The organism is Muribacter muris, assembly GCF_001038205.1.
Lineage (GTDB): Bacteria > Pseudomonadota > Gammaproteobacteria > Enterobacterales > Pasteurellaceae > Muribacter > Muribacter muris.
In genome coordinates this window covers 12,753-34,345 of record NZ_JWIZ01000035.1, presented here as the reverse complement: position 1 = coordinate 34,345, position 21,593 = coordinate 12,753, and the positions used below count along the sequence as shown (strand labels likewise).

At 46.8% G+C, this 21,593-nt stretch carries 21 protein-coding genes; 10 read left to right on the top strand and 11 right to left on the bottom strand.

Features of this window, described 5'->3' with window-relative positions; genetic code table 11:
* Positions 1-117: 117 nt before the first annotated feature.
* The gene (gene ybaK / locus RO21_RS06415) at positions 118-591 is read right to left on the bottom strand and encodes a Cys-tRNA(Pro)/Cys-tRNA(Cys) deacylase YbaK (protein WP_047976979.1); all 474 of its coding nucleotides are present in this window, start codon (positions 589-591) and stop codon (positions 118-120) included.
* A 70-nt stretch (positions 592-661) separates the two neighbouring features.
* Here ybaK and RO21_RS06410 point away from each other — a divergent pair, with 70 nt between their 5' ends.
* From RO21_RS06410 to tehB, 5 genes are all read left to right on the top strand, one after another.
* Positions 662-1,654, top strand: a complete 993-nt coding sequence (locus RO21_RS06410) for an oxidoreductase (RefSeq protein ID WP_047976972.1) — start codon at positions 662-664, stop codon at positions 1,652-1,654.
* Between the two features lie 10 nt (positions 1,655-1,664).
* A complete protein-coding gene (locus RO21_RS06405; protein WP_047976971.1) occupies positions 1,665-2,960 on the top strand; it encodes an NCS2 family permease in 1,296 nt (431 codons plus the stop codon).
* Positions 2,961-3,036: 76 nt separating this feature from the next.
* Positions 3,037-3,351, top strand: coding sequence for an HI1450 family dsDNA-mimic protein (locus tag RO21_RS06400; RefSeq protein WP_047976970.1), 315 nt, complete (start codon positions 3,037-3,039; stop codon positions 3,349-3,351).
* A gap of 9 nt (positions 3,352-3,360) precedes the next feature.
* Complete coding sequence (hpaC, locus tag RO21_RS06395) at positions 3,361-3,855, top strand: 4-hydroxyphenylacetate 3-monooxygenase, reductase component (protein WP_047976969.1); 495 nt, start codon at positions 3,361-3,363, stop codon at positions 3,853-3,855.
* A 111-nt stretch (positions 3,856-3,966) separates the two neighbouring features.
* A complete protein-coding gene (gene tehB / locus RO21_RS06390) occupies positions 3,967-4,827 on the top strand; it encodes an SAM-dependent methyltransferase TehB (RefSeq protein ID WP_047976968.1) in 861 nt (286 codons plus the stop codon).
* 55 nt (positions 4,828-4,882) lie between these two features.
* Here the strand turns inward: tehB and nudE are convergent, their stop codons facing one another.
* The 3 genes from nudE to msrP are packed head-to-tail and all read right to left on the bottom strand — an operon-like array spanning position 4,883 to position 6,997.
* Entirely contained in the window at positions 4,883-5,431 is a 549-nt protein-coding gene (gene nudE, locus RO21_RS06385) for an ADP compounds hydrolase NudE (protein WP_047976967.1), read from the bottom strand.
* Between the two features lie 10 nt (positions 5,432-5,441).
* Complete coding sequence (locus tag RO21_RS06380; RefSeq protein ID WP_047976966.1) at positions 5,442-6,047, bottom strand: protein-methionine-sulfoxide reductase heme-binding subunit MsrQ; 606 nt, start codon at positions 6,045-6,047, stop codon at positions 5,442-5,444.
* The gene (gene msrP, locus RO21_RS06375) at positions 6,047-6,997 is read right to left on the bottom strand and encodes a protein-methionine-sulfoxide reductase catalytic subunit MsrP (protein ID WP_047976965.1); all 951 of its coding nucleotides are present in this window, start codon (positions 6,995-6,997) and stop codon (positions 6,047-6,049) included. The genes RO21_RS06380 and msrP overlap by 1 nt, the downstream gene beginning before the upstream one ends.
* 82 nt (positions 6,998-7,079) lie before the next feature.
* Between msrP and RO21_RS06370 the strand changes: the two genes are divergently transcribed.
* The gene (locus RO21_RS06370) at positions 7,080-7,640 is read left to right on the top strand and encodes a sigma-70 family RNA polymerase sigma factor (RefSeq protein ID WP_047976964.1); all 561 of its coding nucleotides are present in this window, start codon (positions 7,080-7,082) and stop codon (positions 7,638-7,640) included.
* Positions 7,641-7,820 carry an anti-sigma factor family protein gene (locus RO21_RS06365; protein ID WP_047976963.1) on the top strand — a complete coding sequence of 60 codons (180 nt, stop codon included), beginning with the start codon at positions 7,641-7,643 and terminating at the stop codon, positions 7,818-7,820. It abuts the gene before it with no gap.
* Between the two features lie 67 nt (positions 7,821-7,887).
* Here the strand turns inward: RO21_RS06365 and RO21_RS06360 are convergent, their stop codons facing one another.
* From RO21_RS06360 to RO21_RS06350, 3 genes are read right to left on the bottom strand one after another with little or no spacing between them, the layout of a single operon-like run.
* Positions 7,888-8,637, bottom strand: coding sequence for an amino acid ABC transporter ATP-binding protein (locus tag RO21_RS06360; RefSeq protein WP_047976962.1), 750 nt, complete (start codon positions 8,635-8,637; stop codon positions 7,888-7,890).
* Between the two features lie 2 nt (positions 8,638-8,639).
* Positions 8,640-9,323, bottom strand: coding sequence for an amino acid ABC transporter permease (locus tag RO21_RS06355; protein ID WP_420911989.1), 684 nt, complete (start codon positions 9,321-9,323; stop codon positions 8,640-8,642).
* A gap of 22 nt (positions 9,324-9,345) precedes the next feature.
* Entirely contained in the window at positions 9,346-10,128 is a 783-nt protein-coding gene (locus RO21_RS06350; protein ID WP_047976960.1) for an amino acid ABC transporter substrate-binding protein, read from the bottom strand.
* Between the two features lie 249 nt (positions 10,129-10,377).
* Between RO21_RS06350 and rho the strand changes: the two genes are divergently transcribed.
* Positions 10,378-11,640: a transcription termination factor Rho gene (rho, locus tag RO21_RS06345; RefSeq protein WP_047976959.1), complete on the top strand. Its 1,263-nt coding sequence runs from the start codon at positions 10,378-10,380 to the stop codon at positions 11,638-11,640.
* Between the two features lie 44 nt (positions 11,641-11,684).
* Here rho and pssA read toward each other — a convergent pair whose 3' ends face one another.
* From pssA to znuA, 4 genes are all read right to left on the bottom strand, one after another.
* On the bottom strand, positions 11,685-13,052 hold the full coding sequence (gene pssA / locus RO21_RS06340) for a CDP-diacylglycerol--serine O-phosphatidyltransferase (protein WP_047976958.1): 1,368 nt from the start codon (positions 13,050-13,052) through the stop codon (positions 11,685-11,687).
* Positions 13,053-13,319: 267 nt separating this feature from the next.
* Positions 13,320-16,133 carry an isoleucine--tRNA ligase gene (gene ileS / locus RO21_RS06335; RefSeq protein WP_047976957.1) on the bottom strand — a complete coding sequence of 938 codons (2,814 nt, stop codon included), beginning with the start codon at positions 16,131-16,133 and terminating at the stop codon, positions 13,320-13,322.
* An 83-nt stretch (positions 16,134-16,216) separates the two neighbouring features.
* On the bottom strand, positions 16,217-17,170 hold the full coding sequence (gene ribF / locus RO21_RS06330) for a bifunctional riboflavin kinase/FAD synthetase (protein ID WP_047976956.1): 954 nt from the start codon (positions 17,168-17,170) through the stop codon (positions 16,217-16,219).
* Between the two features lie 175 nt (positions 17,171-17,345).
* Positions 17,346-18,248 carry a zinc ABC transporter substrate-binding protein ZnuA gene (znuA, locus tag RO21_RS06325; RefSeq protein WP_047976955.1) on the bottom strand — a complete coding sequence of 301 codons (903 nt, stop codon included), beginning with the start codon at positions 18,246-18,248 and terminating at the stop codon, positions 17,346-17,348.
* A gap of 176 nt (positions 18,249-18,424) precedes the next feature.
* Here znuA and ubiD point away from each other — a divergent pair, with 176 nt between their 5' ends.
* Both ubiD and nrfA read left to right on the top strand, forming a co-directional pair.
* Complete coding sequence (gene ubiD, locus RO21_RS06320; protein ID WP_047976954.1) at positions 18,425-19,891, top strand: 4-hydroxy-3-polyprenylbenzoate decarboxylase; 1,467 nt, start codon at positions 18,425-18,427, stop codon at positions 19,889-19,891.
* A 234-nt stretch (positions 19,892-20,125) separates the two neighbouring features.
* The gene (nrfA, locus tag RO21_RS06315) at positions 20,126-21,586 is read left to right on the top strand and encodes an ammonia-forming nitrite reductase cytochrome c552 subunit (protein ID WP_084724259.1); all 1,461 of its coding nucleotides are present in this window, start codon (positions 20,126-20,128) and stop codon (positions 21,584-21,586) included.
* Positions 21,587-21,593 lie beyond the last annotated feature (7 nt).

Here is a 21,593-nt window from a genome sequence, read left to right as displayed (position 1 = left end):
GCGCCCCTCAACAAATGAGAATGAGAAGCCAATTACTAAAGTGCGAACTATACCATAATCTCAAATGATTGAAAATGGGCTTTCTTTGCCCTTTGGCTATCCTTTAAATTGCTTAATCTACTCACTAATCTCCGCAAAAATAGCGTCCGTCAGTACGGCTAAATCTTGGGCATTCAGCTCTATATCCAGCCCCCGCTTACCGCCGGAAACAAACACGCTTGCAAACTGCTGCGCCGATTGGTCGATCACTGTCGTCAAACGCTTTTTTTGCCCAAGCGGGCTGATGCCGCCTAGCAAATAGCCGGTGATTTTCTGAGCAATCGTTTTCTCCGCCATTTCCACCTTTTTCACGCCTAACACTTGGGCTGCCCGTTTCAGATTTAACATTTTTGACACCGGAACAACCATCACCGCTAATTTTTTCTGATCGCCGTTTTCTGCAACCAACAAGGTCTTAAACACTTGATCGGCATTTAAGCCGAGCTTCTCGACCACCTCTTGCCCGAAATTCGTATTGTTCGGGTCGTGATCGTAGGGGTGAAGTTGAAATGCAATTTTTTGTTTTTTAAGTAAATTAATCGCAGGTGTCACGGTTTTTCCTTTCGCAATCATTGTTAAAACAGAGTAAAATCCGTTTTTATTTTGACAAGAGATCGAAAAAATGGCAAATCTCCATTTAGCAATCGCAGCCGATTTTTTATTGGCTGAAAAACTCCTCGAAGCCTTAGAAAACAGCACGCTCAATATTGCGCAAATTTCCGCCGTTGAACTGGAACATTTTGGGGAAGAACACTCCCTGCGTTTCGGTGCAAAAGCCGTTGCCCAAATTCCGTTGGACGATGTGGATTGGTCGCAATTCAGCCACGTTCTATTTGCCGGCAAAATGGCGCAAGCGGAAGTGCTGGCAAATGCCGTGAAAGCCGGCTGCATTATTTTAGATTTATACGGTATCAGTGCCTTAATCGGCGATGTGCCGGTCATTGTGCCAAGTGTGAATAACGAAGCGATCGAGAATATGCGGGAACGCAATATCGTAGCCCTTGCCAATCCGCAAGTCAGCCAACTTGCCTTAGCGTTAAAGCCGTTACTGGATCAGCCGTTGGCACATATTTTTGTCAGCTCGTTATTGCCGTCCGCCTATTTTGGTGATGAAAAAGTGCGTGAGCTGGCAGGACAAACCGCTCAACTCTTAAACGGTATTCCCCTTGATGCAGACACCGCCCGTGTTGCATTCGATACTGTGCCAGCAAATGTGCAAGGTGAAGAAGCGAAGCTGCCGTTTTCCCGTGAGTTTGAATTGCAATTTGCAAAAGTCTTGCCGCAACTGACCGCTTGTCTGACCTTTCATTCGGTACAAGTGCCGGTCTTTTACGGCATATCGCAAATGGTAACGGTACAATCAAACTACCCGATAGACAGCCATACATTGAGCGAGCAGTGGCAGCAACAGGCGTGGTTAAACGTTAACCTTGAGCAAATTATCACGCCGGTTAAAAACGGTGAAAATGACGATGACTGCCAAAATGCGTTACAAATCAGCCAGTTACTTGAGAAAAACGATGCCACCGTGCAATTTTGGACGGTAGCGGACGAGCAACGTTTCAGCTTGGCGTTCCTTGCCGTAGAGCTTTTAAAAATCGTGTTAGATAACTAAAGGAAAAAGAATGTTAGACAAACTCTTTCAACTCAAACAAAAGCAAACCAGTGTGAAAACCGAAGTGGTTGCCGGTATTACCACCTTTTTCACAATGGTGTATATCGTGTTCGTCAATCCGTCTATTTTAGGCGTGGCGGGAATGGACAGCCAAGTGGTGTTTGTTACCACCTGTCTTATCGCCGCATTCGGTACAATCGCAATGGGACTCTTCAGCAATTTGCCGATTGCCCTTGCGCCAGCAATGGGGTTAAACGCCTTTTTCGCCTTTGTGGTGGTGCAAAAACTCGGTTACTCTTGGCAGATCGGAATGGGCGCGATTTTTTGGGGCTCAGTAGGGCTTTTTCTACTCACCTTACTGCAAGTGCGTTACTGGTTTATGTCCGCCATTCCTCTCGGCTTGCGTGTGGGAATCGGGGCAGGTATCGGCTTGTTTATCGCCTTGATCGGCTTTAAAAATATGGGCTTGGTAGTCGCTAATCCGGCAACGTTGGTCGCCTTGGGCGAGTTGCACGATCCGAAAGTGCTAATGGGGATTTTAGGCTTCTTTATCATTGTGGTTTTAAGCGCCAAAGGCATTCATTCTGGTGTGTTAGTGTCTATTGTCGTCATCACCGGCTTGGCGTTAATCTTTGACCCGAGCGTAACCTTTAACGGTGTTCTTTCAACGCCGCCAAGTCTGGAAGCGGTTGTCGGGCAAGTCGATATTGCCGGCGCATTGGATACCGCCTTACTCGGCATTATCTTCTCCTTTATGTTGGTGAACCTATTCGACTCCTCCGGCACACTGATTGCCGTGACCAACAAAGCAGGCATCGCCGATAAAACGGGTCGTTTCCCGAAAATGAAACAAGCCTTGTATGTGGATAGCGTCAGTGCAATGGCAGGGTCGTATATGGGCACATCGGCAATCAGTACCTACATAGAAAGCGGCTCCGGTGTTTCGGTCGGCGGACGTACCGGCTTAACCGCCATCGTAGTCGGTCTCCTCTTTTTACTCACCATTTTCTTCTCGCCGCTTGCTGCGGTTGTACCGCCTTATGCCACCGCCGGTGCGTTGGTGTTTGTTGGCATTTTAATGGCGTCCAGTTTAATTGAAGTCAAATGGGACGATCTCACCGAAGCTACACCGGCATTTATTACCACCGCAATGATGCCGTTTACCTATTCGATTACCGAAGGGATCGCATTCGGCTTTATCAGCTACTGTGTAATGAAACTCTGTACCGGCAGACTAAAGGAGATCAACGCACCTGTGGCGGTGGTATCGCTACTGTTTATCGCTAAATTTATCTGGGTCGGCTGATTTTGCTAAAAAAGCATACCATCTAACCGCTTGTTATTTGCCACAAAGCAACATAACCCATAGACTAGGAGAAACTATGAGCACAAAATTAACGCCCGATGAAGCTATCGACATCGCTTACGACACTTTTTTGGAAATGGCGGGCGAACATCTCGACCCTGCTGATATTCTGCTGTTCAACTTACAGTTTGAGGCGCGTGGCGCAGTCGAAATGGTCGAAACCAGAGATAACTGGGACGAAGAAATCGGCGTGTTGATCGACCCCGATGCCTTTGCAGAGGTGTGGGTCGGCTTAGTGAATGAGAACGACGAAATGGACGATATTTTCGCCCGCTTCCTGATTTCTCACGACGCCGAAGACCGCCAATGCCACGTCATTTGGAAACTATAAGGATAAATTATGGCTGACATTTCCCCCTTTTCCCATCAATTCCGCGAGGCAATGGCACATCTGTGCGCTGCCGTCAGTATTGTTACCAGCAACGGCAGCGCCGGTAAAGTCGGCATCACCATATCGTCCGTCTGTTCGGTAACCGATACACCGCCTACGCTATTGTTTTGCGTCAATCAAAGCAGTACCCTGCACGACATTATCAAGCAAAACGGCAAAGTATGTATCAACGTACTGAACCCGCAACACGAAGCGTTAGCAAAACATTTCGCCGGAATGTTAGACAGCACAATGGACGAGCGGTTTGAATGGGATATTTGGCAAGAGAGCGACAGCCGCCAACCTATCCTCAAAGATGCCGTGTCCGCATTGCAAGGCTATATTATTGACAGCCATAGCGTCGGCACGCATTCGGTCTTTTTTGTCAAACTGACCGATATTCAAGTGAAAACGGACGATGCGTTAGTCTATTTCGCCCGCCAATTTAAAACGCTTTCCCTTTGATATATATCAAAGCAAATAAAAAGACCGACTATTTTAGTCGGTTTTTTATTGTGAGCCGATCAGAAAAGGGTAAAATCGCCCTATGCTTTCCCCTTATCACAGGATAATACAATGCAGGATTTAATTTGCTATAAGCAGTTGCCGGTTTGGCACGCCTATACGTTACCCCAAATGTTTCAAGAAAAGCACAATACGAAAGTCGGTACTTGGGCAAAATTAACCGTCCTAAAAGGTGCATTGAAGTATGACGAACTCAATGAATCCGGCGAGATCATCAGCGAAACGGTGTTTGATGCCAACCATCAGCCCCCCTTTGTCGCCCCGCAAGGGTGGCATAAAATAACGGCGCTTACTGATGATCTGCAATGCCAGTTAGCCTTTTATTGCCGCGCGGAAGATTACTTTGCGAAAAAATATCACCTCACGTCCGCCCACTCGGAAGTGCTGAACGCAATGCCGTATCTTCAGCAGGGGCACGCCCTCGATCTCGGCTGCGGGCGGGGACGCAACGCACTCTATTTAAACCTAAAAGGCTTTGAGGTAACGGCACTCGATCACAACCTAGACAGCATTCAATTTTTAAATTGCATTATTGAACAAGAGCAGGCGCAGCGGCTTCACACCGGCATTTATGACATCAACCAAGCTGCTCTGACAGGTGAATTTGATCTGATTATCTCTACCGTTGTAATGATGTTTCTTCAACGTGAGCGTATTCCGCACATTATTGCCGATATGCAACAACATACCAAAAGTGGCGGCTATAATTTGATTGTGTGTGCAATGGACACGGCGGAATACCCCTGCCCAATGCCGTTTTCGTTTACCTTTAAAAGCGGTGAATTAAAACAGTATTATCAGGGCTGGGAACTGATTAAATATAACGAAAATGTCGGTGAATTACACAAAACCGATGCACAGGGCAATCGGATCAAACTGCAATTTGCCACGATGTTGGCAAGAAAGCCTTAAACTTAAACAAGCGGTCGGTTTGCAAACAACATCTGCAAATTGACCGCTTGTACTCTTATCGTGCAGCTAAATATGCCTTGAGTAGAAACAGCGCCGCTAAGTTGCGGGACTCGGCAAAATCGGGATCGGCTAGTAATCGGTCAATCTCCGACAGGGGAAAACGCACCACTTCCAACGGTTCGGGCTCATCGCCCGATGCCAGCGGTGAAGGGTACAAATCTTCTGCCACAAACACGTGCATCAACCCAAACATATGGCTGGGGCTGGAATAGAGGGAGCGTAGTAATGTCAGTTTACCCGCAGCAAACCCAACTTCCTCGCGTAACTCTCGGTTTGCACTTTGCTCGGGGCTTTCTCCTTCATCAACCTTGCCTTTAGGAAAAGTAAGTTCGTAGCGTTCCGGCCCGACTGCATATTCTTTAATCATCACCAATTCATTTTGATGAATCGGGACAATCATCACGGAAGGCAATTTGCCGGGCTTGAGGCGTTCGTAAGTGCGTTGTTCACCATTAGAAAAACGCAAATCAACGGATTGAATATGAAAAACATTGCCCTTCGCTAAGGTGGAAACAGAAAGAATTTTTGGAAGCGATTTTGACATTGCAGCTCCTTTATGAAGTCAAACGGCTAATCAGCCTGATAAAATAGGGATAAGCGTACTTCCAAAAAATAATGATCATCACCCCGCTTGTCATCACCACTGCCCCAAAACTGATACTTTTCACCGACTGGTAGTAATGGATCACCGCAAGCACTAACGCCACATAGGCAAGTTGATGCACTCTCCCCCAATGTTTACCCAGTTTTTGTTTTAAACGAGGTAACGATGTGAGTGCCATTATACTTAAAATTACAAACGCGAGAAATCCCATTAGTAAATAAGGGCGGCGAGTAATTTCGTGGCTAAAAAGAGCAATATCCAACCCCAAATCCAACCAAAGATAACAGCCGATATGCAGCCCTGCCCACGCAAACGCCCACAAACCTAGCGGACGGCGTAAAATTTGATAGTGGTTTTTCCCAAGCAGTTGCAGCAAAATCCCCAGCCCAAACATCACAAAAAAGATAATCAATGCCGTATAGCCTAGAAAATGTTCGATCTCTTTCACCGGATCGCTGCCAAAAATATAGGCATTTTCAGTGAGAATGCCATACCCCAACCAACCGAACGGCATTGCACAGCCAAGATGAATCAACAGTCGCCAATACGCTAACATTAGAAATGTACCCTTAAATCCAAACCTTTATAAAGATGCGCTACCTCTTTTTCATAGCCGTTGAACATTAAGGTCGGTTGGCGTTTCACCGACAGTAATCCGCCGCTGCCGATAATACGTTCCGAAGCCTGCGACCAACGGGGGTGATCCACATTCGGATTAACATTGGCGTAAAAACCATACTCCTGCGGTGCTAATTTTTCCCAAGTTGTATGCGGGCGGGTATCGGTCAAACTGATTTTGACAATCGACTTAATGCTTTTAAAGCCGTATTTCCACGGCACAGCTAACCGAATCGGCGCACCGTTTTGCGGCGGCAACGGCTTGCCGTATAAACCGACTGTAAGTAAAGTTAAAGGGTGCAATGCTTCATCTAAGCGTAATGCCTCGACATAAGGATAATCAATGCCACCACCGAAAAAGTAATTTTTCTGCCCCGGCATCTGCTCAGGATCAAACAGCGTGTGAAACACCACATATTTCGCTTTGCTTGTCGGCTTCGCTCGTTCAATTAAGCGGGCAAGCTCAAAGCCGACCCAAGGGATTACCATTGACCACGCCTCTACACAGCGAAAACGGTAGATCCGTTCTTCAAGGGGAAAGGTAGTAGTGAGCTGGCGATAATCCAAGCTGAACGGATTTTCGACTTCACCCTCAATCGTTAATTGCCACGGATCCGTTTTGAAATTTTTGGCATATTGTGCCGGCGAGCCTTTATCCACACCAAATTCGTAGAAATTATTGTAGCCCGTTACCTTATTTTCAGGGGTTAATACCAAGCCGTTTTCACTCGCTGTTTGAAAGGCAAGCGGGGAGTTCTCCGCCATTTCTGCCAAACTTATTTTCGGCAACATTGATCCGGCAATCCCTAAACCGAGAGCTTGGATAATTTTACGGCGTTGGTTGAAAATATGTTCAGGGGTAATGTCATTTGCAGGCAATCTTAGCATTTTATCCTCAAGGGTTTAGTAAAAAATATTTTCCTTTTGACAGGAATAATTTAGAATCCTTACAAAATTTAAGGAGAAAATAATGCATACATTATCCAATTCAGAAATCACTGACATTCGATTGCAAATGATAAAATTTGCGACCTTACAACTTTCCGATCCTGATCTTGCGGAAGATATTGTACAAGAAGCTCTAGCGTCCGCCTATAAACACGCCGGCACATTTCGTGGGCAATCAGCACTGAAAACGTGGATCTTCGCCATTCTCAAAAATAAAATTATTGATGCGTTGAAAATCCGCAAACGTACGGTTGTGCTATCGGATATCACCGAAAGCGACAATACCGAGCAATTTTTTGACCAACACGGGCATTGGGGTGAAAAAGATTTAGTTTCGGAATGGCGTAACATTCAATCTGCTGTCTATCAAAAAGAATTTTGGGCGATTTTCAATATCTGTTTGGATCACCTGCCCGCACGGCAAGCAAAGATTTTTATGATGCGAACGCATTTGGAACTGACGAGTGAGGAAATTTGTCAGGAATGTAACATTTCTGTTAATAATTTAAACGTGATACTATATAGAGCAAGAGTCCAACTCCAACGCTGCTTATCTAAAAATTGGTTCGATGAGGAAACCTAAATGCAATGTAAACAAGCCACTGAGCTGATCTCCCTTGCCTATGAGCAATCGCTTTCGGCTCAACAACAATTTCGTCTCAAACTTCATTTGGTTATCTGCCCTTATTGCCGAGCATTCCGTCGCAATAACCACAAACTCCACCAACTGATTAAGCAGTATTGTCGGCAGGATCACCCATAATCACGGGATAACAAGCGGTCGCTTAGGCGACCTTTTTTGCAAAATCGCTGCAACAACCGCCCGCTTGCTATGCCGTTTTCAAACGTTGTAGGAAACGCTTCGTCCGCTCGTGTTGTGGGTTGGAAAAAAGGGCTTGCGGCGATCCCTGCTCCACAATTTCCCCGCCGTCCATCACCACCACAATATCGGCAACATCAAGGGCAAATTTAATTTCGTGCGTAACGACCACCATTGTCCAGCCTTCATTTGCCAACGATTTCATTGTATTTAGCACATCTTGTACCAATTCCGGATCGAGGGCTGAAGTCGGCTCGTCAAACAACATCAATTCCGGCTGAATGGCTAAGGCTCTGGCAATCCCTACCCGCTGTTGCTGACCGCCCGATAACTGAAAGGGGTAATGATCACGTTTATCCGCCAGCCCGACTTTCTCTAACAGCGTCAAGGCTTCCGTTTTTACCTGTTCAAGCGGTCTGTTCTGCACAAAAACCGGCCCTTCCATCACATTTTCCAACGCCGTTTTGTGCGGAAACAGATTGTAATTTTGGAATACCATTCCGGAACGGCGTCTCAACGCTAAAATGGCTTTTTTGCTTGGGCGGGCGGCAAAATCTACCGACAAAGGTTCTGCATTTTCAAACTGAATCGTGCCTTGCTCCGGCATTTCCAACGCATTCAGGCAACGTAAAAAAGTGGTTTTACCCGAACCGGACGGGCCTAAAATCACCACCACTTGCCCTTTTTGAATATCAAGGTCAATCCCCCGCAAAATGGGGTTCTGACCAAAGGTTTTATGAATATTTCGGATTTTAATCATCGTTATTTCGCTACATAGCGGTCAAAGCGTTTTTCGAGCCGCGCTTGAATAATAAATAATACCCAACAATAGCCCCAATAAATCAAGCCGGCTTCGATATACACCGGCAAAAAATCGTAGGACATATTCGCCACCTGCTGCGCGACTCGAAACATTTCCGTAACCGTTACCACTGAAGCAAGGGAGGTATCTTTAAATAAGCCGATAAAGGTATTGCTGAGCGGCGGTACGGCAACCCGAAAGGCTTGCGGCGCAATAATGCGGCGAAACGTCTGCATATAGGTCATACCGATGGTATAACCGGCTTCCCACTGCCCTTTTGGTACAGATAAAATCGCCGCGCGAATGGTTTCCGAGCCATAGGCGCCGATATTCAACGAAAAGCCGATAATCGCCGCCGGAATCGGATCGATAAACACGCCGATCGCCGGCAAACCGTAAAACACAATGCAGATTTGCACCAACATCGGCGTGCCACGGATAATTGAAATATAGACTTTCACCCAAAACAGCAACAGGCGGTGCAAAATATGTTGTGAAGGACTCACCCGCACTAATGCGACCGCCACGGCAATCACCATTCCGATCACAAAAGAGGCGATCGCTAACGGAATAGAAACTAAAATCGCCGCTTTTACCATCGGCCAAAAACCGTTTATGACCAATTCCGCTCGGGCATCGGTCATAAACGGGAGGGCGGCTAACAGATCATTTAACACTGATATCTTTTCCAAAGAATTGCTCGCCCAATGCTTTCAGCGTGCCGTCTTGCTGTAATTCAACTACCGCCGCACTGATTTTAGCTAAGGCTTCATCATTGCCTTTATTGGCAATAAAGCCTGCCCCGACTTTATCCGCCGACTCCCACACGCTTTTCAAACCGGCATTTGGGTTTTTCTTTAAATAATCCAACAATGCGAGGGAATCGTTAAAGGTAACGTCTGCCCGTTTTTGTTGAATTAACAATAAGCCCTGCGCCATACCGTCAATCGGCACAATCTCCGCCTGATATTTGCGGGCTAATTCACCGTAGTTTGAGCTGAGGGTTTGCGCGGCTTTCAGCCCTTTTACATCTTCCGGTTGTTTAATCCGGCTTTCATCTTGGCGGGCGACCAACGTCGCCCCCGACCAACTGTATGGTTCGGATTTATCAAATGTCGCTTGACGCTCCGGCGTGGTGAGTGCCACTTGGTTTGCCACCAAATCAAAACGCTCGCCTTTTAGCCCCGCCAACATTGCGTCCCATTGGGTTTCCTTAAACTCAACCGTTACCCCTAATTTTTCCGCTACCGCACGGGTAACTTCCACATCGTAACCGGTCAATTTACCGCTGGCATCGTGGTAAGTAAACGGGGCGTAAGTCCCTTCTGTGCCGACCGTGATCGTGCCTTTATCATTGATACGTTCCAATAAACTCTGCTTGGCAAAAGCCGTGGTCGAGCTTGCCAAAACAGCCACAGATAACACCATTGTTGATAATTTTTTAAACATAAAATGCCCCTTTTAATAGGTAATCTCAATTTTTGCCAATTTAAGCGAAAATCCGACCGCTTGCCAAATAACTAAATCGCATATTATCAAACGAAAGGTTTGATCTGCTTTTTGCCTAACAAGCGGTCATTTCACACAAAAAATTTGCAAAAACGGCGATTTTGCGTTATTCTTCGCCACCTCAATTCAAGTAACTCAATTCTGAATTAATCTTTACATCCAATCTTATTAACAAAATACATATCTATTATGCATCTTACAGAATTAAAAAATACGCCCGTGTCGGAGCTTGTCCGCATCGGTGAAACACAGATGGGTTTGGAAAATTTAGCCCGTTTACGCAAACAAGACATTATCTTTGCCATTCTAAAACAACACGCCAAAAGCGGTGAAGATATTTTCGGTCAAGGCGTGTTGGAAATTTTACCGGACGGTTTCGGCTTTTTACGCTCTGCCGACAGTTCTTACTTAGCGGGGCCGGACGATATTTACGTTTCGCCGAGCCAAATCCGCCGTTTCAACCTACAAACCGGCGATTCGATTGAAGGCAAAATCCGCCCGCCGAAAGAGGGAGAACGCTACTTCGCTTTGTTAAAGGTCGATCGTGTCAATGACGACAAACCCGAAGTGTCCCGCAGCAAAATCCTGTTTGAAAACTTAACCCCTCTCCACGCCAATTCCCGTTTAAGAATGGAACGTGGCAACGGTTCAACCGAAGATTTGACCGCCCGTATTTTAGATTTAGCCTCGCCAATCGGGAAAGGGCAGCGTGGCTTGATTGTTGCGCCGCCAAAAGCGGGTAAAACAGTGCTACTACAAAACATTGCTCAAAGTATTACCCATAATTATCCGGAATGTGAGCTGATCGTCCTCTTGATTGACGAACGCCCGGAAGAAGTTACGGAAATGCAGCGTTCGGTAAAAGGGGAAGTGATTGCCTCCACCTTTGACGAACCGGCAGCCCGCCACGTTCAAGTAGCGGAAATGGTGATTGAAAAAGCCAAACGCTTGGTCGAACATAAAAAAGACGTGGTTATTCTACTCGACTCCATCACCCGCTTAGCGCGTGCCTACAATACCGTAACACCGGCTTCGGGGAAAATTCTATCCGGTGGGGTCGATGCTAACGCCCTACACCGCCCGAAACGTTTCTTTGGTGCAGCCCGTAACGTGGAAGAAGGCGGTAGCCTAACCATTATTGCCACGGCGTTAGTTGATACCGGCTCAAAAATGGACGAGGTGATTTTTGAAGAGTTTAAAGGGACGGGGAATATGGAATTACATCTCTCCCGTAAAATTGCGGAAAAACGGGTCTTCCCGGCAATTGACTTTAACCGCTCCGGTACGCGTAAAGAAGATCTGCTCACAACGCCGGACGAGCTACAAAAAATGTGGATCTTGCGTAAAATTCTTAACCCAATGGGCGAAGTGGAAGCAATGGAGTTCCTCATTGATAAATTAGTGGTGGCAAAAACTAACGATGAATTTTTTGAAATAATGAAACGTTCGTAGTCCAATGAAAAAAGAAAACGCCTCAACCGAGGCGTTTTTTATCGCTAAAGCAGCATTTTGACAATTTTATCCAATTTCACCCGCCCGAATTTTTTCAGTAATTTTTGCACTTTATCCGGATAATCCTTCAATTTTTCCAAATCACTGTAATGGGTAAGCACATTGGTGTGGGTGCGAATCTGCGCCAATTCTTGATCGGCTTTGGTCGTTAATTGTGCCAGCGGGTCGGAAATCAGCACGGCATTTTCCGCATCTAGTCCCCACGCGCGCGGATTGAGATTATTTCCGGTCAATAAAATATAACGGCTGTCAATCCAAACGCCTTTGAGGTGGTAGCTGTTATTCTCGTGCCGCCACAAGCGGATAGTTAATTGCCCGTTCTGAATAAAAGCATCGAAGCGTTTGGCAAATGCCCGCAGATTTTTTTCGTACAGATAAGGCAGTGCGGACGCCATTGTAAAAGGCTCGTCCGGCGGTGTGTAGAAATCGTTGGCTGTTTTATCGCCGACCACAATTTCAATCTGTTTGCCCGTCTCCAACAACCACGCAATGCGGTTACGCAATGAACGGGGGAAATTAAAATAAGGGGTGCAGATCGTCAGCTTTTCACTGACTTGATAAAACAGCGCCTCAATCGTTTTATTCAGTCGGTTTTTACGTCCTAAGCCGATCAATAACGCCAGCATTAGCTGTTGATCGTCAAGCGTTTGCCCCTGATATTGATACTGCTGTTGGCTCAACTGCTTGCGGAAGGCTCTTACAAGCGGGCGGATCGCCGCCGTTTTTTGCCGTTCGCTCACATCCAAACGGCTGACCGCCGGATTGTCTAAAATCTGCTGTTGAATAAAAGCGACTATTGCATCGGCAAGCTGTGGATTTTCGATCTGGTGATAGCGGTCGTAGCGGTAACGTTCGAATTGTTGCAAATAGACATTGTTGATGCTTGCCCCGCTGTACAGTAAGGTATCATCAAACACAAAGCCCTTTAGGTGCAACACACCGAAAATTTCACGGCTGTTGATCGGCACGCCGAAAAACGCAATGTCGTTCTCTTGCGGCAAAGCGTATTTTTCACGCATTTTGAGATACCAATCGGCATTGCTGCTTTGGTCTTCCGCTCCAATCAAGCCCCGCTGCGCCCGATGCCAATCGACCAGCACTTTAATTTCCAACGCCGGATTGGCGATTTTCGCTTGATAAAGCGCCTCTAAAATCTCTTGCCCGGCTTCATCTTTCTGCCAATACAGTGCCGTGATATAAATGCGGTTTTTGGCTTGGCTGATCAGCTGTAAAATGCGTGTTTTGAACGCACGGCTATCAGTCAAAAAATCAATCTGTTCTGCCTGCTGAGGCATAAACGGCAGATTGTCGATCCATTTTTTCGCCCGATTTTGTTTGTTTAAAATTAGCATTTTGCCCTCTTAAAACTCATTGCAAGCGGTCGGATTTTGCCTTTTTCTTCAATATTATATAGCAGTTGCACAAAGTCATTTTTTGTTCGCTTGTAGGGACACACTGCGTGTGTCCGGATTTGAACCTATTGAAATAATTTGATTTTTATAAAGACACACGCAGTGTGTCCCTACATTCTGTTAAAATTTCTACTTTTGTGTATTTGCTACGTAATACCGTTTTTCTTGCCATAACCCACCGCTTGCGACCGATAATTGCAATCGGCGTTATGCGAATTGACGCACTTCGCCGTTGCCTGCCACATTTTCAACACAACGTGGGCAGAGTGTCGGGTGTTGCGGATTTACGCCGATTTTGTCGGAATAGTGCCAGCAACGTGGGCATTTCTCGCCCGCCGCCCGCTCGACTTTTACCGCTAAACCGGCAAGCTCACCTTCTGCGACATCGGCATCCGCCAATGGTTTCACTTCCGCTTGCGAGGTAATTAACACAAAGCGCAGTTCATTGCCTAATTGTGCTAAAAGCGGACGAATATCCTCATCGGCATATACGGTAACTTTCGCTTCCAGTGCCGCACCAATCAATTTATCATTACGGGCTTGCTCTAATACACGATTGACTTCCGCCCGCACTTTCAACAGTTTTTGCCAGTAGCTGTCGTCCAAGGTTTCATTTTCACCTAAGCCGAACAAGCCTTGATAAAATTCCTCGGTAAACACAAATTCCGCCCGATTATCCACTTTCGGCAGATAACCCCAAATTTCATCGGCGGTGAACGATAAGATCGGCGCAATCCAACGGACCAGTGCTTCGCTGATGTGCCACAATGCCGTTTGGCAGCTACGGCGGGCAAGACTGTCCGCTTTGGTGGTATATTGGCGATCTTTGATGATGTCTAAATAGAACGACCCCATTTCAATGGAGCAGAAACGCATTAAACGCTGCACAACAGTGTGGAATTGGTAGTTATCGTACGCCTCTTTGATGTCGTTTTGCGCCTCTAATGCACAACTTACCGCCCAGCGATCAAGGCTGATCATCGCTTCCGGTTCGACTAAATCCCGTTTCGGATCAAAGCCGTTCAAGTTTGCCAGTAAGAAACGTGCTGTGTTACGAATCCGGCGATACGAATCTGCCGCACGATTTAAAATGTTGTGCGACACAGAAATTTCACCGGTGTAATCCGTTGATGCCACCCATAACCGTAAAATATCCGCTCCGTTTTTGTTCCATACTTCGCTTGGTACGATGACATTACCAAGGGATTTGGACATCTTGCGTCCTTTTTCGTCCACCGTGAAGCCGTGGGTTAATACTTGGCGGTACGGCGCTTTGCCGCTGGTGGCAGTGGAAAGCATTAACGAAGACATAAACCAACCACGGTGCTGATCCGAGCCTTCCAAATACATATCCGCCGATTTGCCGTTAAATTCAGGGCGTTGTTCAACCACCGAGGCATAGGTCGATCCGGAATCGAACCACACATCTAAGGTATCCGGTACTTTACGGTAAAGCTCCGCTTCTGTGCCTAATAACTCGGCAGGGTCAAGATCCCACCACGCTTGAATACCCTGTTGTTCGACCCGTTTTGCCACCTCTTCCAGTAATTCTAACGTGCGTGGGTGAAGTTCTTCCGTCTCTTTGTGGACGAACATTGCCATTGGCACGCCCCAAGTACGTTGGCGGGAGATACACCAATCCGGACGGTTCGCCACCATTGTATCAATACGGGCTTCGCCCCAGCTCGGAATCCAACGCACGCCTTTAATTTCGCCTAGGGCTTGGCGGCGTAAGCCTTGGGTTTCCATTCCGATAAACCATTGCGGTGTGGCACGGAAAATAATCGGCGTTTTGTGCCGCCAGCAGTGCGGGTAGCTGTGTTTGATGCGGGTTAATTTCAGCAAGGTGCCGGTTTCTTTTAATTTTTCGATGACTAAATCGTTGGACTCAAACACGCCCTTGCCGCCAAAAAACGGCACGTCCGCTTTAAATAAGCCGTCATTTGCGATTAGCCCTGCCATTTCCAATTGGTATTTTTGAGAGACGATAAAGTCGTCCTGACCGTGATCCGGTGCAGTGTGAACTAAGCCTGTACCGCCGTCGGTGGTAACGTGATCGCCCAAAATAAACGGCACGCTAAACGCATAGAACGGGTGATTAAAGCGTAACAACTCCAGATCCTGCCCTTTCGCTTCGCCTAAAACGGTTACCTGTTCAACGCCGACCGCCTTCGCCACGTCTTCGACCAGTGCCGCCGCTAAAATAAAGCGTTCATCGCCAAATTGCACTAACTGATAATCTAATGCGGCATTGAGGGAAATTGCACGGTTAGACGGCAATGTCCACGGAGTTGTCGTCCAAATCACCGCCGAAATCTGCCCGTGGCCTTTGCCTTCACTGCCAAATTTCGCCTCGATCTCACCGCTTACAACCGCCGGAAAACGTACATAAATAGACGGCGAGACTTTATCTTCGTATTCCACTTCCGCTTCCGCCAAAGAAGAACCGCAATCCAAGCACCAATGCACCGGTTTCGAGCCTTTATAGAGATGCCCGTTGGCAATCACTTTGCCGAGGGTACGGATAATATTGGCTTCGGTATTGAAATTCATTGTGAGATACGGGTTATCCCAATCGCCCAAAATCCCCATTCGGATAAAATCGGCTTTCTGCCCCTCTACCTGCTCTTTCGCATAATCACGGCAGGCTTGGCGGAACTCGGCAGCGGAAATGTTTTGATTCGGTTTCCCCACCAACCCTTCTACTTTCAGTTCAATCGGCAAGCCGTGGCAATCCCAACCCGGTACATAAGGGGTGTCAAAGCCAAGGGCGGTTTTGGACTTCATAATAATATCTTTCAAAATTTTATTCACTGCGTGCCCTAAGTGAATATTTCCGTTTGCATAGGGCGGACCGTCGTGCAGAATAAAGGTTTTCTTGCCCTTTGAAGCCGCACGAATTTTTTGGTAGAGCTGCTTTTCGTACCAATTTTTCAACATATCGGGTTCACGCTTGGCGAGATCCCCACGCATAGGAAAGCCTGTTTCAGGCAAATTCAGAGTGTTTTTGTAGTCTGTCATATTATGATGTCCCAATAAATAGAAATGACTCAAACGCCGCAAGCGGTCGGACGAGGCGGATTATTTGCAAAAAATATCGGATATTAGACCGCTTGATCGGCAAAAAATGTCTCAACCGTTTTTACATCTTGCTCAATTTGATGCTTTAACGCTTCAAAATCGGCAAATTTAATTTCTGCTCTCACTTTCTTCAAAAAACGCACCGCAATGGTTTGCCCGTAAAGATTGCCGGCAAAACGGAAAATATGCACTTCCAACAGAGGCTTTGTACCGTTAATGGTCGGGCGGTTGCCGACATTGGCAATCCCTTGAAATACACCTTGTGCGGTCTCTACTTCCACCGCATACACCCCTTGGATTGGCGTTACCAAACGGTGCAGAAAAAGATTAGCGGTCGGAAAACCGATAGTGCGCCCCAATTTATTGCCGTGTGCCACCCGTCCCCGAATAGTATAAGGTTTACCGAGCAGTTGCGCAGCCAACGTTAAATCGTCCGCTTGCAAAGCCTCCCGAATACGAGAGCTGCTGATACGTGTCTGTTCAAAACAATGGCTGTGGCTGTTTTCCACCTCAAATCCAAACTGCCTGCCGGCATTCAATAAGGTCGTAAAATTACCCTGTCGGTTTGCACCGAACTGAAAATCGTCCCCCACGCTTAAATAGCGCACCTTTAGCGTCTCCACTAAAAATTGCCGAATAAAGCCATCGGCGGATTGTGCGGCAAAACGGGCATCAAAACGCACGCATAGCACATAATCCACCCCTGCCTGTGTTAAATAATGCCATTTATCCCGTAGCCGCATTAGGCGGGCGGGGGCAGTGTGAGGTTGGTACTGTTGTGCGAAAAATTCCCGTGGCTGAGGTTCAAAAATCATCACCACCGAAGGCAAGCCAAGTTCAGCCGCTTTTTGTAATAGACGTTGCAAAATCTGCTGATGCCCTAAATGCACCCCGTCAAAATTACCGATGGTCAGTACACAACCGTTGGCTAACTCGGCGTGGCGGGTGAAATGGTGAATACCTCGAATTAACTGCATTGAATGATGATCGGCTTTTTAAGCAAAAATAAAGGTCGATTATACAGACAAGCCGACAAAAAATACAGTTAAACCCAATAATGCCGCTTTTTGTCGGTTCTCAACCTAGAAGGACAAAAAAGGCGTATCCGATGATACGCCTTTTTATTGAGAAAAAACGAAAGGTAAAAGAAGATTATTGTGCCAAGCACTGACTAAATTGGTCGGCAAGCGATTGCAAAAATTCAGGATACGCAGTTTTGCTTAACGTAATCTGTGCGCCGAGGGGGTCAAGCTGCCCGATTTTTGCGTCAGTGTGTTGGGCTAAACTGGCGATCACTTTCGGGGTAAATTGCGGTTCGGCAAACAGACACTTCGCTTGGTTTTTCGCAATATGCTGCTTAATTTTGGTGAGCGTTTTCGCACCGGGGGCGACTGCCGGGTTGATCGTAAACGCTCCGAGCGAATTTAAGCCGTAAGCACGCTCAAAATAGCCGTAGGCATCGTGAAAAGTGTAATATCCCTTAGCTTTAAGCGGCGAAAGTTGAGCCTCAATCTGTTGGTGTTTTTCCGTGAGGGCTTGCTTGAATTGTGCTAAATTTTGGGCAATTTTAGCCGCTTGCTCCGGCATTTTTTGACTTAATCGATCGGCAATTTGTTCGGCAATCTGTTGGCTGATTTGCGGTGAAAGCCAGATGTGCCAATCTTTATCGTGATCGTGGTGATGATCGTGATGCGAATGTGCGTGCGTTTCGTGGTCGTGGTCGGAAGATACCACTAATTTTTCAATTTCAGCGATTTTTTCCAACGTCAAAACCTTCTCTTGCGGTAATTTTGCTACGCTTTTCGCCAAAAAGCCTTCCATTTCGTCCCCAATCCATACCACCAGTTGCGCAGACTGTAACGCCGCCATATCGGACGGTTTCAAGCTGTAATCGTGAGGCGAAGCCGTTACCGGCAATAATACGGTGGTGTCTGTTACGCCGTCTGTAATCGCATTGGCAATAAAACCGAGAGGCTTAATGCTGGTTAGCACGTCGGCGTGCGCGACTGTTCCCTCTAATAATAAGGCAAGGCTAAGTGCTGTTTTCTTAAACATTATTTGTCTCCTATTCTGTCGTGGGCGAGCATAGTAGCAGAATTGTAAAATAAATCCATAATTTTTTTATTGTTATTTAATTTGCAAGATTTTCCCAGCAACCGACCGCTTGCAAGCGGTCAGATCCCGTCAAATTTTTGCTATACTGCACTAAATGAGTGATAGGACAACATCAGATGAAATACAAAAATTTACGGGATTTTTTAGCCCTGCTTGAACAGCAAGGCGAGCTAAAACGGATCAGCCAAGAGATCGATCCCTATTTAGAGATGACTGAAATTGCCGACCGCACCTTACGCAAAGGCGGGCCGGCACTGCTTTTTGAAAATCCGAAAGGGCATAGCGTACCTGTGTTGTGTAACTTATTCGGCACACCGAAACGGGTGGCAATGGGAATGGGACAGCCCGATGTGTCGGCATTGCGGGAACTGGGCAAATTATTAGCTTTTCTGAAAGAACCCGAACCGCCAAAGGGGATCAAAGCCTTGTTCGGTCAGCTCCCTCAATGGAAACAAGTGCTCAATATGCCAACCAAAACGGTGAGTAAGCCAGATTGCCAGCAGGTTGTGTTAAGCAGCAATGAGGTCGATCTCTATCGGCTACCGATTATGCACTGTTGGCCGGGCGATGTTGCTCCCTTAGTAACTTGGGGGCTGACCATCACGCAAGGGCCGCACAAAAAACGGCTCAATCTCGGCATTTACCGCCAGCAGCTCATCGCTAAAAATAAGCTGATTATGCGTTGGCTCTCCCACCGTGGCGGTGCGTTGGATTTTCAAGAGTGGAAAGCTGCCAATCCGGACAAACCTTTTCCGGTGTCCGTGGCATTGGGCGCTGATCCCGCGACGATCTTAGCCGCAGTAACGCCGATCCCCGACAGCCTTTCCGAATATGCCTTTGCCGGTTTACTGCGCGGACATAAAACAGAGGTGGCAAAATCAATCAGCAATGAGTTGGACATTCCTGCCAGTGCCGAAATTGTGCTGGAAGGCTACATCGACCCAAACGAAACGGCGTTGGAAGGCCCTTACGGCGATCATACCGGCTACTATAACGAGCAGGAATATTTTCCGGTGTTTACCGTTACTCACATTACAATGCGCAAAGATCCGATTTACCACTCCACTTATACGGGGCGACCGCCCGATGAACCGGCGGTGTTGGGTGAGGCATTAAATGAAGTGTTTATCCCGATTTTACAAAAGCAATTTCCCGAAATTGTGGATTTCTACTTGCCACCGGAGGGGTGTTCCTATCGATTGGCAGTCGTAACCATTAAGAAGCAATACGCCGGACACGCCAAGCGGGTGATGATGGGGGTGTGGTCGTTTCTGCGTCAGTTTATGTACACCAAGTTTGTGATTGTGTGCGATGACGATGTGAATGCACGGGATTGGAAAGATGTGATCTGGGCAATCACCACTCGCTGCGATCCCGCCCGTGATACGACAATGATTGAACACACTCCGATCGATTATTTGGATTTTGCCTCACCGGTAGCGGGGCTTGGCTCAAAAATGGGGATTGACGCCACAAATAAGTGGGCGGGCGAAACACAACGGGAATGGGGAACGCCGATCCAAAAATCGGCGGAGGTCGTCAATAAAATCGATCAAATTTGGGCTTCACTGGGGATCGATTAGATAACTTTCTTCTATCAAATTTAGGGCAATTTGCCCTAAATTTTTCCAAACCTTTTACCTATTTTAGTAATTCTATTTTCTCTCTTGAAAAATTTGATTTAGTTCAAACAACTTCCACAATTTCCTAGTAAAGCATAAGGTTTTTGATTACTCTCACTGTTGTCATACTCTGTATCTTGTTGTTTTTAAATAAGAAACATTCTCATTTATTTTGATATCTTGTGGGAGGCACTCGTGAAACGGGTCAGCAAAACAATTCAAAGCAGCCTAGCGATTGGCTTAATGGCGTTATTCGGCTTTGCGCAATCTTCTTTTGCCGGCGAAGCAAAAGAGTTTGAAGGGCCGAAGCCGGATTTAAAAATTGAATCTGCAAACCATACCTTTGCGGAAAAATACCCTTTGCAATACAACTCTTGGAAAGCCACGTCTGAATCGACCGAGGTGATTTCAGCCTTAGAGGAAGATCCACGTTTAGTCGTACTTTGGGGCGGCTATTCTTTCTCCAAAGATTACAATAAACCTCGTGGGCATTTTTATGCGGTTACCGATGTGCGTGAAATTTTGCGTACTGGTGCGCCGACAGATGAAAACAGCGGCCCTCAGCCGATGGCGTGCTGGACTTGTAAAGGCCCTGATGTCGCCCGTTTAATCGCTGAAAAGGGTGAAGTCGGCTACTTTGATGCCAAATGGGCGAAATACGGCTCGGAAATTGCCAATTCTATCGGTTGTGCCGACTGCCACGATACCACCTCACAAGAGTTTAAAGACGGCAAAGCTGCATTGCGTGTTGCCCGTCCACACGTTCAACGTGCTTTAGAAGCGATCGGTTGGAAATTCGATACATTGGACAAACACGGCAAACGTGCCGCCATTTGTGCCAACTGCCACGTTGAATACTATTTTGCGAAAAATAAAAATGCAGTAACTTTCCCGTGGGATAAAGGCGTTGATGTGGATAGCATTGAAAAATACTATGATGAAATTCAGTTTACCGACTGGGTTCACTCGCTCTCCAAAGCACCAATGCTGAAAGCACAGCACCCGGATTTTGAAACTTGGTCGCTAGGCACTCACGGCAAAAACGGGGTAACTTGTGTGGACTGCCATATGCCGAAAGTGGAAACCAAAGACGGTAAAGTCTATACGGATCACAAAATCGGTAATCCGTTCGATAACTTTGAACATACTTGTAAAACCTGCCACGAGCAAAGCAAAGAAACCTTGCAAGCCCGTGTGAAAGATCACAAGAAAAAAATCAAAGACGTAATGGTACGTTTAGAAGATCAAATCGTGAAAGCACACTTTGAAGCCAAAGCCGCTTGGGATGCCGGTGCAACCGAAGAGGAAATGAAAGAGGTGCTACAAGCTATCCGCCACGCACAATGGCGTTGGGATTACTCAGCGGCAGGACACGGCGGTCATATGCACGCGCCTGATGTGATTCTACACGTTATCGGTACCGGTTTAGATCGTGCCGCAGATGCCCGCGCAAGATTAGCGGCTATCTTAACCAAACACGGCGTACCAACCCCAATTCAATTCCCGGATATTTCAACAAAAGAGAAAGCGCAAAAAGTAATGGGGATTGACTTCGACAAAGAGAAAAAAGCCAAAGAAGAGTTTTTGCGGACTATCGTCCCTGAATGGGAAAAACACGCAAGAGAGAAGGGCTTATTACCGGCAGATGAAAAATAATCTGTAA